The following is a 16,056-nucleotide window of genomic DNA, read 5'->3' as shown; positions in this document are numbered from 1 at the left end:
GTTCAGGCCGCATTCTCTACGCCCTACGGACGAGTGCGTCCCCGAGGGGCCGAGGCGGTTGAACCTCGAACGACCAGCTCCGGCATGAAGACGAATTCGCTGTGCGGGGCGGGAGTGCCGCCGATCTCCTCCAGGAGTGTACGGACCGCCGCCTGCCCCATCGACGGAACGGGCTTGCGCACCGTGGTCAGGGGCGGATCGGTGAACGCGATCAGCGGGGAGTCGTCGAACCCCACCACCGATATGTCGTCCGGGACCTCGAAGCCGCGCTGCCGTGCCGTCCGTATCGCCCCCAGGGCCATCATGTCGCTCGCGCACACCACGGCCGTACAGCCGCGGTCGAGCAGGGCGGACGCCGCGGCCTGCCCGCCCTCCAGCGTGTACAGCGAGTGCTGGACCAGCTCCGTCTCGATCTCCTCGGGGGTCAGTGCCAGCTGGTCCTGCACCGTGCGTACGAAGCCCTCGATCTTCCGCTGTACCGGAACGAACCGCTTGGGGCCGAGGGCCAGTCCGATGCGTGTATGACCCAAAGAGACGAGGTGGGTGACCGCGAGGCGCATCGCCGCCCGGTCGTCCGGCGAGATGAAGGGAGCCTGCACCTTGGGGGAGAAGCCGTCCACGAGCACGAACGGCACGCCCTGCGCTCGGAGCTGCTCATAGCGCTGCATGTCGGCGGAGGTGTCCGCGTGCAGGCCCGAGACGAAGATGATTCCGGAGACGCCGCGGTCCACGAGCATCTCCGTCAGCTCGTCCTCCGTGGAACCGCCCGGCGTCTGGGTGGCGAGGACCGGCGTGAAGCCCTGCCGGGTCAGGGCCTGCCCGATGACCTGGGCGAGCGCGGGGAATATCGGGTTCTCCAGCTCCGGCGTGATCAGCCCGATCAGACCCGCGCTGCGCCGGCGAAGCCGCACCGGACGTTCGTAGCCAAGGACGTCGAGTGCGGCAAGCACTGACTGACGGGTGGCCCCGGCGACGCCGGGCTTGCCGTTGAGCACCCGGCTGACCGTCGCCTCGCTGACCCCCGCCTGCGCTGCGATGTCGGCCAGTCGCGCGGTCACAGGATTGGACTGTACCGGTCACATCTCAGGCTGCCCACCAGACCGTTGAATCCGCGGGCACGATCGTCACGTCGGCTCCGGGGGTCGCGTCGGAGCTCGACAGGAGCATGGTGCCGGGGGTGGGGACGGTGACGGGAGCAGCCGTGAGGTTCACCGTGCAGACCACCGCACCGCGCGCAGACATACGGCGGAAGGACAGGACGCCCTCGGGGGCTTCGAGCCACTCCACGTTGCGGCCCGCGCCGAGCGCCGGGTGGTCGCGGCGCGCGGCGAGCGCGCGGCGGTAGAACTCCAGGGTCGACGCGGGGTCGCCCTCCTGCGCCTCGACCGTGAGGTCCTTCCAGCTCGCGGGCTGCGGCAGCCAGCTCGGGCCGCCCTCGACGGGACCGAAGCCGAACGGCGCCCGCTCCCCGGACCAGGGCAGCGGCACCCGGCAGCCGTCCCGTGTCCCGTCCTGCCCCGTGCTGCGGAAGAACGCCGGGTCCTGGCGCACCTCGTCCGGCAGTTCGGTCACCTCGGGCAGGCCGAGCTCCTCGCCCTGGTAGATGTACGCCGAGCCGGGCAGGGCCAGCATCAGGAGCGTGGCGGCCCTCGCCCGGCGCAGGCCCCGTGCCGCGTCGCCGTCCGCGAAGCGCGTGGAGTGCCGTACGACGTCGTGGTTGGACAGCACCCAGGTGGCGGGCGCCCCCACGGCGTTCATCGCGACGAGGGAGCGGTCGATGACGGAGCGCAGCGCGTCAGCGTCCCACCCGGTCGTCAGGTACTCGAAGTTGAACGCCTGGTGCAGCTCGCCCGGGCGCAGGTAGCGCGCGCTGCGCTCCACCGTCGGCGTCCACGCCTCGGCGACGGCGATCCGTTCGCCCGCGTACGCGTCGAGGATTCCCCGCCAGTCACGGTAGATCTCGTGCACGCCGTCCTGGTCGAAGTAGGGGACGGCCTGCTTGCCGAGCAGCCGCACCTGCTGCTCGTGGCCGATGTCGGGCAGCCCCGCGGCCTTGACCAGGCCGTGCGCCACGTCGATGCGGAAACCGTCGATGCCCAGGTCGAGCCAGTAGCGCAGGATGGAGCGGAACTCGTCGCGCACCGCCGGGTGGTCCCAGTTGAAGTCGGGCTGCTCGGGCGCGAAGAGGTGGAGGTACCACTCGCCGTCCGCGACACGCGTCCAGGCGGGCCCGCCGAACACGGACTCCCAGTCGTTGGGCGGCAGTTGACCCTCGTCGCCCTTGCCGGGCCGGAAGTGGAAGCGCTCGCGCAGCGACGATCCCTTGCCCTCGCGCAGTGCCTGCTTGAACCACGCGTGCCGGTCCGAGCAGTGGTTGGGCACCAGGTCGACGATCACCCGCAGCCCGAGCGCGTGCGCTTCCCGCACGAGGTCGTCGGCGTCCGGCAGCGCGCCGAACATGGGGTCCACCGCGCGGTAGTCGGCCACGTCGTACCCCGCGTCGGCCTGCGGCGAGGCGTAGAAGGGGGAGAGCCAGACGGCGTCCACGCCGAGCCGGTGCAGGTGGGGGAGGCGGGCCGTGACGCCCGGCAGGTCGCCCATGCCGTCGCCGTTCCCGTCGGCGAAGCTGCGCGGATACACCTGGTAGATGACGGCATCGCGCCACCACTCGTGGCGCGCGGAGCCGTCGGCCTCGGCGTCTGCGGGAAGGGCGGCGGTGACGTGCTGGGTCATGAAGTCCTCGGGAGTACGGGGGCGGGCGGCGCTTTGTTGAACGCCGCGCGGAAGGCGAAGGTCACGAGGATGTCCTCCTCACCGGTGGTGTGCTGTCCGGGCGGCGCGCGGATCGCCCGTCGAACAGGCGCAGGACCACTACCGCGAACTGCTGAGGACGCGTGCGCCCGGCCCCGCTCCCGGCCTCCGCACGACGCGGGACGCGCGGTGGACGCCGCCGCGCCCGCTGCCGGGAGCCGCGAAGGGCTGCCAGAGGGCGCCGGCGCGCCCTTCCCGCAGGCCGAAGCCAGGAATTCTACTGTCAGGCGAGCCGCGCGTGCGGCCGGTTCGTCCACCTCCACCGGTTGGGGTCGTAGTGCCGCCGTCTTCTCCCGGCGCGTGCGGCGGCGCGCTAACTTGATGAGGCAGGCACGAGTCGGCCTGCGCCGTTTTGCGCCGAGGGGCTGTCCCGCGTGAGCGTCAAGGGCAAGGCAGTGAACACAGTCAGCACGGTCCTGGTGGTCGACGACGCACCCGCCAGCAGGTACGCGCTGAGCGCCGTGCTGCGCCGGGACGGCCACCGTGTCGTGCTCGCCGCGAGCGCGAGCGAGGCGCTGATCGAGCTCGACGTGCGGATGCGGGCCGGGGATCTGCCGGACGTCGCGCTCGTGGACGTGGGCCTGCCCGACATGAGCGGTTACGAACTGTGCCGCCGCATCAAGCAGTTGCCGCCCATCGCGAGCCTGCCCGTCGTCCACTTCTCGGCGGCGGCCCGCCCGCCGGCCGACCGGTGCCGAGGCCTGGACGCGGGCGGCGAGTCCTATCTGACGGTGCCCGCCGAACCCGAGGAGATCCAGGCGGTCGTACGGGCCGCCGCGCGCGGCGCCCGGTCCCGCAGCGACGCCCAACTCCGGGCCGGACGGCTAGCGTTGCTCGCCGGGACGATCCTGGCCGTGCAGTCCGCCCGCTGCCTGGGCGAGCTGGCGGACGCGGCGGCCACCGGCACGGAGCGACTGACCGAGAGTCCCGCGACGGTGTTCGTGCTCGGCGCGGACGGTGAGATCCACCGGGGGCTCTCCCGGCGCAGAGCCGCCGCCCTGCTGCCGGACCCCGGGGCGCACGAGGCGGTGGCGCGGCTGATGCGGCGCGTCATGTCGGGGCGTACGGGCGTGCGCCACACGGTCGTGCCGGCACCGCTGTGGCCGGCGGGGTTCTTCCGCTCCGTCGGCGGCGTCGGGCAGTGGGGTGACGGGGCGCCGGAGGAGGCCGACCTCGTCCTGGCCCGGCTGAACGAGGGGCGCACGCTGGTGTGCCTCGCGACGCCCGCGTACCGCGAAGGACTCTCCGACGAGACGGAGCACCTCGTCGAACGGCTCGCCCACGCCACCGCGCTGGCCGCGGAACCCCTGGTGATGTACGAGGAGGAGCGCCACGTCGCGCTGACCCTCCAGCGCAGCTTCCTGCCGTCGAAGCTTCCGGAGCTGCCCGGCACGGATGTCGTCGTCCGCTATGAACCCGCCTCGCGCCAGGCGGAGATCGGCGGTGATTTCTATGCGGCGCTTCCGACGCCCGGCGGCGTCCTGACCGGCATCGGTGACGTCGTCGGACACTCGCTCGAAGCGGCCACCGTGATGGTCGAGATCCGGCACGCGCTGCGCGCCTACTGCGTCGAGGACCCCGACCCCGGCGCGCTCGCCGGACGCCTCGACCGGATGCTGCAGCACTACCACCCGGGCGTGACGGCCACCATGTGCCTGAGCCTGATCGAACCGGCCACCGGACGCGTCCGGATCGCCAACGCGGGGCACATCCCGCCGCTCGTGGTGCGGGACGAGGGCACGGCCCGGTATGTCGACGTACGGGGGCCGCTGCTGGGTCTCGGCCTCGAAAGGCCGGAGCCGAGCGAGTTCATCCTGCGAAAGACCGAACGCCTGCTGATGGTCACGGACGGGCTCATCGAGACGCGGGGCATGGACCTCGCGGTGTCGATGGAGCAGTTGCGGATCGCGGCGGCGGGCGCGCCGCGGGGCGTCGCCGACCTCTGCGACACGCTCCTCGCGTGCTTCGGCCGTGAACGCGAGGACGACATCGCGCTTCTCGCGCTGCGCAGGACGAACTGACCCGGCACCGACGGATCGACCGCCGGATCGACCACCGGATCAACCTTCGAATTAACCGCCGCAAGGATCTGTACCCACGTGCCTACCCGTCAGTACATTGACGCCATGTCTAATACGCAGAGCCGGGAGCCGAAGCCCGTCGCGTCCGAGCACATACCGCTCAAGGCACGCAAAGTCTCCTTCTCCTGGGAGGACACTCCACTGCACTGGGTGCCGGGCGACCCCTTCGCCACGCACACGATCAACGTGCTGCACCTGCTTCTCCCGGCGGGCGAACGCTGGTTCGTCCACGTCTACAAGCAGGTCCTGCCGTACATCCGGGACGACCGGCTCCGCGCGGACGTGATCGGCTTCATCGGCCAGGAGGCCATGCACGCGCAGGCCCACGACGAGGTGCTGCCGCACCTCAAGGAGCAGGGCCTGGACCCCACCCCGTACACCGCCCAGGTCGACTGGCTCTTCGAGAAGATGCTCGGCGACCGGACGCTGCCGCCCGGCAAGGCCCGCAAGTGGTGGCTGATGGAACGCGTCGCGATGATCGCCGCCATCGAGCACTACACCGCCTTTCTCGGCAACTGGGTCCTGAACGCGGACGAGCTGGACCGCAGGGGCGCCGACCCGACCATGCTGGACCTGCTGCGCTGGCACGGCGCCGAAGAGGTCGAGCACCGCTCTGTCGCCTTCGAGCTCTTCATGCACGTCGACGGCAGCTACCGCCGCCGCGCCCGCACCTGGGCCACCGCCTTCACCGCCCTGGTCTTCCTCTGGCAGCGCGGCGCGCGCTTCTTCATGGAGAACGACCCGACCCTCATCGGCGGCAAGGCCTCGTTCAAGGACTTCTACCGGGGCGGCAAGCAGGGCACGCTGCCCACGACCCCGGACATGATCCGCTCCATCCCCCGCTATCTGAGCCGGGCCTATCACCCTTCCCACGAGGGCAGCACCGCCCAGGCCGTCGCCTATCTCGCCTCGTCCCCGGCGGCCACCGCCGCCGAGGCCGCGACGGAATCGCTGCCCGCGCCGAAGGGAGCACGCTGACATGCCCCGCATCCGCACCGTGCTGCTCGTCACGGGCGCCGCCCTGCTCGCCAAGCGGGCCATGCGGCGCCGCATCGACGCCTCCCCGCTGTGGCCGCTGCCCGCCCTGGAGGAGCCGGTCTCGGGCCGCCCGCGCTCCCGCGCGCTGCGCCTGGTCGTCACCCGGCACGAGCCGGTCGCCGACGGCGTCGTACAACTGCGCCTGGAAGGCGCTCACTTGCCCGCCTGGGAGCCGGGCGCCCACCTGGACCTGGTCCTCCCCTCGGGACTCGTCCGCCAGTACTCGCTGTGCGGGGACCCGGAGGACACCTCCTCGTACACCGTCGCGACCCGCCTCATCGACGAGGAGCAGGGCGGCCGCGGTGGTTCGCGCGAGGTGCACGAGCAGCTCCGGGAGGGCACGGAGGTCGAGGTGCGCGGGCCGCGCAACCGCTTCCCGCTCGCCGACGCCGAGGCGTACGTCTTCGTGGCGGGCGGCATCGGCATCACCCCGATCCTCCCCATGCTGCGGGAGGTCGAGGCCGCGGGCCGTGCGTGGCGGCTGCTGTACGGGGGCCGCTCCCGGGCCTCGATGCCGTTCCTGGAGGACGTGGCGAAACTGGCCGGCGCCATGCCGGGCCGGGTCACGGTCGTCGCGGAGGACGAGGGCGGCCGCCCGGACCTGGCCGCCTTCCTCGCTGACCTGCCGCCCGCCGCCGCGGTGCACGTGTGCGGCCCCGAGGGCCTGATGGAGGCGGTGGCCGCGACGCTGCCGGAGGGCGCCGAGCTGCACCTGGAGCGATTCGCGCCGCACACCTCCACGGAGGGCAACGGCACCTTCGAGGTGGAACTGCGCCGCAGCGGGCGGACCCTCACCGTGGCCGCCGACTCCACGGTCCTGTCCGCGGTGCGCGCCGAGCTGCCCAACACCGCGTACTCCTGCGAGCAGGGCTTCTGCGGAACCTGCCAACAGCGCGTCCTCGAAGGGGAGATCGACCACCGGGACGAACTGCTCACGGACGCCGAGCGTGCCGACTCGATGCTGATCTGCGTGTCGAGGGCGAGCGGCGACCGAATCGTGCTCGACATGTGAGACATGGGGCGCGAGATGTGAACGGTTGGGGTGGACCGACCCCTTGGACGGCTGGATCTGCTCGGTAAGGTGTTCGCATGACTACCGGGGTGCGCCGCAGAATGGGTGTCGAGGAGCGGCGGCAGCAGTTGATCGGGGTCGCGCTCGACCTGTTCAGCCACCGCTCGCCCGACGACGTGTCCATCGACGAGATAGCGGCGGCCGCGGGCATCTCGCGTCCGCTGGTCTACCACTACTTCCCGGGCAAACTCAGCCTGTACGAGGCGGCGTTGCAGCGGGCGGCGGACGATCTCGCCGACCGCTTCGTGGAGCCGCGGGAAGGCCCGCTCGGCGCGCGCCTGCTGCGGGTGATGGGCCGCTTCCTGGACTTCGTCGACGGCCACGGCCCCGGCTTCTCCGCACTGATGCGCGGCGGTCCCGCCGTCGGCTCGTCCACCACCAACGCGCTCATCGACTCGGTGCGGCAGGCGGCGTACGTCCAGATCCTCGCGCACCTGGGCGTCACGGACCCGCCCGCCAGGCTGGAACTGGTGATCCGCTCCTGGATCTCGCTCGCCGAGTCCACGGCGCTCATCTGGCTCGACGGCCGCCGCATCCCGCGCGCCGAGCTGGAGCTGCAACTGGTGCACGACTTCGCGGCGCTCGCCGCCGTGAGCGCCGCGTACGACGAGGAGATGGCCGCGATCCTGCGCCGCATCCTCGCCGAGGAGCCGCCGGACGGACCGTTCGCCGCGCTGATCACCCGGCTGATCGGCCTTGTCCCGCAGGAGCAGGCCAGTTGACCCACCGCCTGGCCGACGAGAACGACATCCCCACCCTCGTCGCCCTCTATGACGGAGCCGCGCACTGGATGCGGGCCCGGGGGATCGACCAGTGGAAGCCGGGCGACAAGGGCGCGGAGCACTTCCGCGGGCGCATCGCATCGGACGAGGTCTGGCTCGCCTACGACGGCGCGATGGTCACCGGGGCCTACGAGGTGTGGTGGGCGGACGAGCCCGCCTGGGGTGAGCAGCCGCCCGTCGCGGGCTACGTGCACCGCCTGATGACCCGGCGCGGCGCCCCGGCGGGCACGGGCCGCGCGATGCTGGCCCGCGCGGAACGCCGGATAGCGGAGGCCGGCCGGGACCGCTGCCGCCTGGACTGCGTGACGTCCAACCCGCGGCTGCGGGAGTACTACGAGGCGGCGGGCTACGCGGTCGTGGGGGAGCTGCCGGGGAAGGTGGCGGCGGACGGGAGCACGTACGGCGTGCTGCTCCTGGAGAAGGAGCTGCGGGGCCCGGTCCCGTCCGACGCCTGAGACATCAACGCGGCGTCATCGCAGCGTCGACACCTTCGAGCCGTCCGCGAGACGCCCGGTGAGCCCGGCGCGAGCGCCCCGCTTCACGGGCGCGGCCACGGTGTTCCCGGGGGTCCGGGACCCGCCGGAAGCCTGCACCGAGACGACGTCCCTGCTGCCGGCCCCCAGCAGATACCAGTTCCCGCCCCGCGACTTCCACCGCACTCCCGCGAGCACCGAAGGCTGTCGCGCCCCGCACGCCGCGGAGTCCTCCGCCTTCGCCGCGACCGCCGCCGCGCCCGCCGCCTGGAACTGCGCGAGGGCCCGGCCTCCGTCGCCCCGCCAGGTGTCGGCGCGGGTGCAGAGCCAGGCCGCGGCGCCGTTCGCCTCGGGCAGCGCCTGGCGTGCGTACTGCCAGGAGTTGACGGAACGCACGCCGTTCGAGCGCGCGTCGGCGAGGGAGCAGGCGGCCGTCGACCAGCTCTCGGCCGTGGCCTCGCGCGGGGCCTGCGGGCGCCCGGCGGTGAGATGGGCGGGCACGAGCTCGCCCAGGTCGGAGGAGAGTCGATTCACCCCGGCGTCGTCCCGCAGTTGCAGGGCGTTCCAGGAGGTGCACGCGCGGGCCTGCGCCGGACTGGCGAACGGCTCCGTGACACCCTCCCCGTCCCGCTTCAACGCATCGGCGTTCCGCTGCGGCTTCAGCAGGTCCCGTACGCCGACACCGCTCACCCAAGGCGCGGTCAGATAGCGGACGTTCCCGTCGACGCGGCTCACCACCAGGGCTCCGGCCTCGGCGCTCGTCGCGCCGTCCACGCGGGCGAAGTCGAGCGCGGCCCCGCTGGTGCCGTCCTTGGGCTCGGCGTACCGCACGATGCGCAGTCCGTCGTAGAGGAGGACGACCCGGGCCGCGTCGACCTCACCGGCGAAGAGCAGCTGGGCGGGGCCGGGCGGGGCGCCCGCGGCCGTGCCGGGCGTGGCGGAGACCTGCACCGACTCTCCGGGGCGCGCCCAGACGGCCAGGGCGCGCCGCAGCAGGGCGTCGTCGTCGACGAGCGCGCCCCTGGCGGGCCACACGGAGAAGTCCGCGCGCGCGGACTTCTCCCACGCACCGGCCGCGACCTTCGTCACCTGCTCCGGGTCCAGGGCGGCCTGCCCCGCCGGATTCTGCGCGTACGCGGGCGCGGCGGCCCCGTCGGGACCCCATCCCTCGCCCGGAAGTCCGAGCAGCGCCCCGCAGACCAGGGCGGCGGCCAGCGCGACACCCGCGGCCTTCATGTGCTGCCTGCGGCGCATCAGGTCGGTGGGCCGCGCCTGAAGCGAGCAGGGGTCGAACTCGGGTGACCTGAGCAGCTCGTACGCCGCGTCCACGCCGTCGGCCTCGGCGAGCGCCTGGCCCGGCTCGTCGACTCCGGCGGCGGCGAGCGCCTTGCGTACGTCGGCGTCGGGGAGGCGCTCCAGGCCGCGCAGCACGTACGCGGCCCGAGCGGGGCCCGAGAGCGCCGAGAGCCGCTGGTCCAGGGCGAGTTCGTCGGCGCCGCCCGACCGCGGGAAGAGCCGCAGCCCCCACACCTGCGGCAGCAGCGGCGGCAGCTGCGCGCGCTTGGGCCAGGCCTTGCGCCGCAGCGGAAGCCCCGCGTCGAGGGCGGCGGCGACGATCCGCAGCCGTACGTACGCGTACCCGGGGTCGCCGTTGCGTCCGTCACCCGCGCGCTGCTCCGGGATGACCTCGGCGTCGGCCGGCCTGCCGTTGCGGGGCAGCGCGCGCTGCGTCAGGGCGTGGGCGGTCAGGACACGCCGGTTGCGCCCGAGGCTGGGCGGCAGGACCAGATAGGCGAGCCGCACCAGACGCGGGTAGTGCTCGACGAGGGCGGCCTCGGCCTGCTCGACATCGACGACGCCGGAGAGATCCTGGGGCGGGGAGGGGGACTTCACATTCGACGACACGTTCAGCAAAACGAGCGAATCGTCGGATGGTCACCTCTCCGTGAGCATTCGAGCATAGTTGCCCATTGACCGCTGGTAGCGCGGGAGGTGGGGCGCGAGGGCGCCGAGCACCAGCGCCAGGCCCTCGCGTTCACGCCCGAGACTGGCGAGGCAGAGGGCGAGGGTGGCGCGCACCGCGTCGTCCAACTCGTCGCTGGGCGCGTCGAGTTCGGGCTCCAGCAGTGCGACGCCTTCCTCGGCCTGCCCGATGTTCCGCAGGGAACTGCTGAGTTGGATCACGGTGCGGCGCCGCCGGTACCCGTCGAGGCCGTTCGCCAGGGCCTCCCGGTACAGCGGGACGGCACGGTCCGAGTGGCCGGTGGAGTCGAAGGCGCAGGCCCTTTCGAAGCTGGCGACGGGGCTTCCCTCCGGTAGCTCCTCGGCCAAGGCGTCGATGATCTTGCGGAACTCCTCGCCCCGGTCGTCGTACTGCTCCACCGAGGCCCACGCCTCGGCCACCCGCTGCTCCCACGCGATATCCATGGCCACACCTTTGCACGGCGTGCCTCAGTCGACCCGCCACTCGCTGAACTCCACCGTCCCCCGCGCCCCGTCGCCCCCGTTGGTCGCGCTCATGAACAGCCCCACGTCCTGCGCCGCCGCGGCCCCCGGCACCGGCACGCTCGCCACCACCTGCCACGTGCTCCCGCCGTCCGTCGAGCACGAGCCCGTCACCGCGTCGACCGCCCGCGTCAGGCGCAACAGCACCGGCGCCTTGATGCCCGTGATGCGCTTGTACGTGTCCAGGGTGCCGTCGCCGTTCGTGTCGTACGACAGGACCACCCCGTTCGACGGCGTGACCGCGAGGTCGACGAAGCCCCGGGACCCCGCGACCCCCATCTCGTTGCGCGCGATCAGGCCCGCCCTGGCCCAGGGACCCGTCACCGCCTGGGTGTCGACCCGGACCGTCACCGAGACGCCGCCGCGCAGCGCACCCTCCCGGTACTGCGTGCCGAACTCCGTCGTGCCCTTCCACAGGTCCGCGCCCCCGCCGTTGATCGCGTACCGGCCGTCGAGCTCGCCGAAGACCGCGGCGTTGTTGGTGTACTTCTTCCAGCCCGCCCTCACCGGGCCCGCCTCGAACAGCACGCCCTCGTGGACCGCCTCCACCCGCCGCTCGCCCGCGGGGCCGTACCGCACGGCGATCTCGTACGGGAGCGGTCGCAGCGGACGGTCGAGCGGGGTGCCCGGCGCGCTCACCCGCCACACCACCTTGCCCGTGGCCGCGGGAGCGACCCGGGGCAGCGACACCGGGCCGGAAGGCTCCGCGTCGACCCCCGTCAGCCGGAAGTCGACACGGCCGGTGGCCCGCAGTCCGTTGACGTTGCGGAAGACCGCCTCGACCCGCGCGTGCCCGCCGGGCGGCAGCGACGGCGGGTCGGCGACGACCTCCAGGGACCCCTGGTACGGCGCCCGTGCCAGCACGTCCCGAACCCGTGAGGCGGTCCGGTACGGGTCACCGGTGCCCCGCAGCGGATAGTCCTTGCGCTCCCGGGTCCAGGGCTCCTCCACCGCGAACCAGTCCACCGCCCGCGGCTCGCGCCCGGCGGCCAGCGCGTCGGCCAGCTCGTCGAGCCACTTCTGCCAGCGAGGCACATAGAAGTCGGCCATGAGCCCGGCCCATTCGCGGTTCCCGTACTCGTGCAGCTTCCCGCCGTCGGACGTCGCCCGGTCGCCCCACACCGTGATCAGCACCTTCGCGGTCCGTTCGAACTCCGCCCGCTCCGTCTCGGAAGTGCCCATCCTGCGCGCCGACTCGACCCAAGGGCCCAGCAGGAAAGCCGAGTTGGTGGCCGTCAGCTCGTCCGAGAGCCGCATCAGCCGCAGCCACAGCGTCGACAGCACACGGAAGGTGTCCGCGTCCTTGCGCCGGTACGCGGACCGCAGCTGCGGCAGCAACTGCCGGCTCCGGTGCGCGAGCGCCTGCCGGGCCACGTCCACCAGGTCGTAGCGGTAGGCGGCGCTGCCCCGCAGCCCACCACGGACCCCGAGCAGCCCGGCGAACGCCGCGTCGAAGCGGCCCGGGTCGTAGGTCAGCGCGCGCGGCGCGTACTCGGCGGCGCGGTTCGCCGCCAGGTCGGGGCGGGCCGCGAACAGTGAGTCGTGCGGGTCGCTGCGCTCGACGGCGGTGTGCCGGTAGGCGGTGTCGTGCAGGGCCCGCCAAGCGCGCCGGGCGTCGGAGTCGTGGCCGCCGTAGCGGAAGCCCGCGTAGCCGTCGAACCACGACTTCAGGTCGAGCTTCTCCTTGGACCAGGCCAGTTCGGAGAAGAGCTCGAAGGCGGCCGGGTCCCGGTCCGTCGCCTCCGGCATGAACGCCGTGCCCACCAGCGCGCTGCCGCCCTTGTCGCGCCACGCGAAGAACTTCTCGTTCCAGATGTGGGCGCGGGCCCCGATCGTCGTGCGGCCCCCGAAGTTGGGGATGGTCCCGAACGCGTACGGCGTGCCGCCCCAGTCCTTCTCGCGGTCGGTGACGCTCGTGAACCGGTCGGAGACCCCGTCCACGATCAGCATGCGGCGCCGGTCGATCGCGTCGAGCAGCTCGGGCAGCGGGTTGGCCTCCCAGCCGAGGATCACCCAGGTCGCGCCCGGGCGGGCCTTGCGCAGGGCCGCCTCCACGCCGCGTGCCGCGTCCGGCACGGGGACGTCCCCCGGGGTGCCGCCTTCGTGGAGGAGGTCCATCTTGAAGTTCTCGGCGGCCCCGAAGAGCTGCTCCTGGTGCCGGTAGAAGGACGCGGCGACCTTCGCGAAGGCCGAGGTGCGCGGGTCGAGCCAGTCCGGTCGCCTGAACCCGTGCCAGATGCCCTGGGGAATCACCCGCGCGTCCCCGCCGTTGCGCGCGACGAAGCCGTCGGGGACGTGGCCGTAGTAGCCGGGGAGCACCGGCGCCATGCCCAGCGACCGTAGCCGGTCCACGATCTTGCGGCCCAGCTCGGCCCGGTCCGCGATGACGGCGGGGGACAGCGGGCCCCCGTACCCGGACAGGTTCTGCAGCAGCCACCATGCCTGGTGCGACGGCGCGGGCAGCCACGCGCGTGCCTCCGCGTCGCTGTAGCCGAAGTCCTTCAGGACCCGGTGGTAGACGGCCTCCGCCCCCGCGATCACCAGGACCTCGTTGCAGCCGTGCAGGGCGAGGACGTCGATCATCCGCTCCCAGTACGCCCAGTCGGCGTAGGGCGCGGTGTACCCGTCGTTCGTGTCGTTCAGGGCGAACCGGTGCGCGAGCCCGGTGGACCGCTCCAAGGGGCGGGCGGGCGCGGGAAGCCTGCGCGGCAGGTCCAATTGGCTGCCGTTCCAGGCGACATGGGCCCCGCAGACGTACTTCAGATACCAGTGGACCCCGGTGAGCAGCACGGCAGGCGTCGTGCCGGACACATCGATGCGTCCAGTCGTGCCGGAAACGCGGAAACGGTCCGTGCCGCCCTTCGCGGGGACGAGTCTGAGACGGAACTGTTCCGCGTGATGCGGCAGGAGTCTGTTGAGTGCTGAGCGCGCGGAATCCGTATCGAGGGCGACAGCGGGGCCTTGGACGGGCCCCTCGGCGGCGTGGGACGGAACCGCCACCCCGCCGACGGCGGCACCGAGGCCGATGGCCCCGGCGGTGCCGAGCACGGAACGTCGGGACGGATCGGTCATGTGTACCCCCTGGGTCGAATGGTGCGGCGCACGGTATCCGTGCGGCGTCCTGCGCTCAACGGTGCATACGGACATGGCGAGTTCACCTCGCCCGAAGGGACTGATGGGGCGATGAAGGCAGCGCGAAAGACGCTTGCGGGCGCGAGTGGGGGCATGCGTGGGCGCATGCGGTCGGGCATGGCTTTGGGGATGGGTGCGGGACTGCTGACGGTGCTCGTGGCGTGCGGCTCCGACGGCGACGACGCGCCACCGGACACGGCGAGCGGCAGCCTGGAGCAGATAGCGGCCAAGGCGCACTGCGAGCCCGACATCCAGACGGACGCGGCCGAACTGCGGCAGGCCACCTGTGACAAAGGTGCCCGCCGCTACGTCCTAGTAACCTTTACAAATGCCCGTGGCCAGGCCGAATGGTTCGACGAGGCGACCGATTACGGCGGTACGTACCTCGTCGGCAAGAAGTGGATCGCGGTCGGCGACGAGAAGGTGGTCATGCGGCTGCGCGGCCGGCTCGGTGGGACCGTGGAGAAGTCCTCGCACCACTCGGGGAGTAGCGGTGGTGGGGATCACGAGGACGGAGGCCCGGGGCACTCGGGCCACTCCGGTCACCACACGGGCTGACCGCGCAGCGGTATGGGGGCCGGCCTGCGGTACTGAGCCGAGGGGCTCGGCTCAGTACCGCTCGGCGCGGGTCACTTGCAGCGCTGACCGCTGTTGATGCACTTGGCCATGCGCTTCATCAGCCTCTGGTCGAAGACGTTGATGAAGTCACCGTGATCGGTGACCGGTTTGTGCAGCTGCTCGGGGAACGAGTCGACGGCGAATCCCGGGCCCGGCGGCACGTCGTACACGATGCGCTGCACCAGCTGCGGGATGGCCTTGAAGCCCTGCGGGCACGCGCCGGTCTGCTCGTCGGCGAAGGCCACATGCGTACGGTGGTTGGCGCTGTCGGTGTTCTGGCCGTCCCAGCAGCTCTGGAAGTTGAACGTCCGGACGACCTGGCTGCCCTCGGGGCAGATCGGGTACTTGTCCTTCAGCTGCCGGTCCTCGAACCCGGTGCAGCTCCAGGACGCGTTGGCGTTCGCGTCCCCGTTGGTCAGCGATTTCGCGTCACCGGTGATGATGCGCAGGAAGCGCGGCATCGCGACGACCTTGCCCGTCGGATTCCCGGCGAATTTCAGCGTGACCGACGTCGGGGTCTGGATCTCGCCGACGTTCTGGTCCTTTCCGCCGCCGTCCGCGTCGGCGTCGTTCTCGTCCTGCCCGTTCTGCAGCCTCAGGACCGGCCAGTAATAGGTCGACTTGTCCCCTTGGTTGCGGCAGGTGGTGTCGCCGTTCGCGAGATCGTCGTCACCGGAGAAAGCGTCCGTGGCCTGATTGCCGACGTAATCGTGCATGTGGTGGGCGCCATTGCTCACGCCGGGGGCGGCGATGACATTGTCCGGATTGAACTTGCCGTTCTCGTTCGTCCCGCATTTCGTGGTGAAGGTGCCGCGTGACGCGCCGCGTCGTTTGTCGGGGCGGTTGACGTTGGGCTGTACGGAGTTGATGTCGACGAAGTCGGAGGCCTCGGGGCCGTTGCCGTTCTGACCGGGCGGCTGCTCCTGGTCGCCGCCGTCACCGCCGTCGCCGGGCGGCTGCTCCTGCCCGTCGTCACCACCGTCCTGCGGGGGCTGCTCCTGGCCGTCGCCCCCGTCCTGCGGCGGCTGCTGCTGCCCGGCCGAGTCGTCCGCCCGCATGGTGCACGGCGCCATGCCGTCGATCCCTTGCGGCGGCTGCCCGCCCGCCTGGTCGATCGAGGACCCGATGCCTTCGATGGTCGGCCGCCGCTGCTCCTCGAGGGGCTCGAGCACGGCCTTGGCCTGCTCGGTGTTCTGCGCGTCGGCGAACTTCTCGTAGGCGGCGGTGATCTGGGTGTCCAGCTCCGCGAGCCGCCGGTCCACGTCCTCGCGGGCCCCGTCCGGTACGTCCGAGAGCTGGGTGCCCACGTCCGGGCAGCTGATGGTCGCCATCCCCACCCCCGGACCGCCGCCCTGCTCGCCGGACCGGGTGGAGGCGGACGGCGGACCATTGCTCTCGCCGGCGTTCGCGTAGACATTCACCGCGACCATTCCGCCGCCGCCCAGGATGAGCGCAGCCGAGGCGGCGATCGCGCGCCCGGCGAGTTTTGATCGTTTTCGTGATGTGCGTCGTGGAGTGCGTCCCATGGGACTACGTACGCAACA

12 protein-coding genes are annotated in these 16,056 nt (G+C 72.2%); 6 read left to right on the top strand and 6 right to left on the bottom strand.

Translation table 11 applies throughout. The annotated features are described in order from the left end of the window. Positions 1-23: 23 nt before the first annotated feature. Both AB0I66_RS15635 and AB0I66_RS15630 read right to left on the bottom strand, forming a co-directional pair. Positions 24-1,058, bottom strand: coding sequence for a LacI family DNA-binding transcriptional regulator (locus AB0I66_RS15635; protein ID WP_363208369.1), 1,035 nt, complete (start codon positions 1,056-1,058; stop codon positions 24-26). 25 nt (positions 1,059-1,083) lie between these two features. Next, positions 1,084-2,733, bottom strand: a complete 1,650-nt coding sequence (locus tag AB0I66_RS15630; RefSeq protein ID WP_363208368.1) for a glycoside hydrolase family 13 protein — start codon at positions 2,731-2,733, stop codon at positions 1,084-1,086. A 473-nt stretch (positions 2,734-3,206) separates the two neighbouring features. Here AB0I66_RS15630 and AB0I66_RS15625 point away from each other — a divergent pair, with 473 nt between their 5' ends. From AB0I66_RS15625 to AB0I66_RS15605, 5 genes are all read left to right on the top strand, one after another. After that, a complete protein-coding gene (locus AB0I66_RS15625) occupies positions 3,207-4,832 on the top strand; it encodes a fused response regulator/phosphatase (RefSeq protein ID WP_363208367.1) in 1,626 nt (541 codons plus the stop codon). 105 nt (positions 4,833-4,937) lie between these two features. Continuing rightward, positions 4,938-5,870, top strand: a complete 933-nt coding sequence (locus AB0I66_RS15620) for a metal-dependent hydrolase (protein ID WP_363208366.1) — start codon at positions 4,938-4,940, stop codon at positions 5,868-5,870. A gap of 1 nt (position 5,871) precedes the next feature. After that, complete coding sequence (locus tag AB0I66_RS15615; protein WP_363208365.1) at positions 5,872-6,942, top strand: PDR/VanB family oxidoreductase; 1,071 nt, start codon at positions 5,872-5,874, stop codon at positions 6,940-6,942. A 77-nt stretch (positions 6,943-7,019) separates the two neighbouring features. Next, positions 7,020-7,724 carry a TetR/AcrR family transcriptional regulator gene (locus tag AB0I66_RS15610; RefSeq protein ID WP_363208364.1) on the top strand — a complete coding sequence of 235 codons (705 nt, stop codon included), beginning with the start codon at positions 7,020-7,022 and terminating at the stop codon, positions 7,722-7,724. Beyond that, positions 7,721-8,239: an N-acetyltransferase gene (locus AB0I66_RS15605; protein WP_363208363.1), complete on the top strand. Its 519-nt coding sequence runs from the start codon at positions 7,721-7,723 to the stop codon at positions 8,237-8,239. The genes AB0I66_RS15610 and AB0I66_RS15605 overlap by 4 nt, the downstream gene beginning before the upstream one ends. Before the next feature lie 15 nt (positions 8,240-8,254). Here AB0I66_RS15605 and AB0I66_RS15600 read toward each other — a convergent pair whose 3' ends face one another. From AB0I66_RS15600 to AB0I66_RS15590, 3 genes are read right to left on the bottom strand one after another with little or no spacing between them, the layout of a single operon-like run. Continuing rightward, positions 8,255-10,162: a hypothetical protein gene (locus AB0I66_RS15600; protein ID WP_363208362.1), complete on the bottom strand. Its 1,908-nt coding sequence runs from the start codon at positions 10,160-10,162 to the stop codon at positions 8,255-8,257. Positions 10,163-10,192: 30 nt separating this feature from the next. Then, the gene (locus AB0I66_RS15595) at positions 10,193-10,684 is read right to left on the bottom strand and encodes a tetratricopeptide repeat protein (RefSeq protein WP_363208361.1); all 492 of its coding nucleotides are present in this window, start codon (positions 10,682-10,684) and stop codon (positions 10,193-10,195) included. Between the two features lie 24 nt (positions 10,685-10,708). Beyond that, on the bottom strand, positions 10,709-13,834 hold the full coding sequence (locus tag AB0I66_RS15590; RefSeq protein ID WP_363208360.1) for an alpha-N-acetylglucosaminidase: 3,126 nt from the start codon (positions 13,832-13,834) through the stop codon (positions 10,709-10,711). Positions 13,835-14,011: 177 nt separating this feature from the next. On the opposite strand from AB0I66_RS15590, the gene AB0I66_RS15585 reads away from it, so the two are divergent. Next, entirely contained in the window at positions 14,012-14,452 is a 441-nt protein-coding gene (locus tag AB0I66_RS15585; protein WP_363208359.1) for a hypothetical protein, read from the top strand. Positions 14,453-14,523: 71 nt separating this feature from the next. Here the strand turns inward: AB0I66_RS15585 and AB0I66_RS15580 are convergent, their stop codons facing one another. Next, positions 14,524-16,038 (bottom strand): DUF1996 domain-containing protein, encoded by a 1,515-nt coding sequence (locus AB0I66_RS15580; RefSeq protein ID WP_363208358.1) that lies wholly within the window; start codon positions 16,036-16,038, stop codon positions 14,524-14,526. Positions 16,039-16,056 lie beyond the last annotated feature (18 nt).

The organism is Streptomyces sp. NPDC050439 (assembly GCF_040655335.1).
In the GTDB taxonomy this organism is placed as follows: domain Bacteria; phylum Actinomycetota; class Actinomycetes; order Streptomycetales; family Streptomycetaceae; genus Streptomyces.
This window is presented reverse-complemented; position numbering and strand designations above follow the sequence as displayed.

Bases quoted from the DNA above. Each gene is read 5' to 3' on its own strand.
- AB0I66_RS15610 (WP_363208364.1), top strand. From the start codon at position 7,020: ATGACTACCGGGGTGCGCCGCAGAATGGGTGTCGAGGAGCGGCGGCAG.
- AB0I66_RS15590 (WP_363208360.1), bottom strand. From the start codon at position 13,834: ATGACCGATCCGTCCCGACGTTCCGTGCTCGGCACCGCCGGGGCCATC.
- AB0I66_RS15585 (WP_363208359.1), top strand. From the start codon at position 14,012: ATGGCTTTGGGGATGGGTGCGGGACTGCTGACGGTGCTCGTGGCGTGC.
- AB0I66_RS15615 (WP_363208365.1), top strand. From the start codon at position 5,872: ATGCCCCGCATCCGCACCGTGCTGCTCGTCACGGGCGCCGCCCTGCTC.
- AB0I66_RS15595 (WP_363208361.1), bottom strand. From the start codon at position 10,684: ATGGATATCGCGTGGGAGCAGCGGGTGGCCGAGGCGTGGGCCTCGGTG.
- AB0I66_RS15620 (WP_363208366.1), top strand. From the start codon at position 4,938: ATGTCTAATACGCAGAGCCGGGAGCCGAAGCCCGTCGCGTCCGAGCAC.
- AB0I66_RS15630 (WP_363208368.1), bottom strand. From the start codon at position 2,733: ATGACCCAGCACGTCACCGCCGCCCTTCCCGCAGACGCCGAGGCCGAC.
- AB0I66_RS15580 (WP_363208358.1), bottom strand. From the start codon at position 16,038: ATGGGACGCACTCCACGACGCACATCACGAAAACGATCAAAACTCGCC.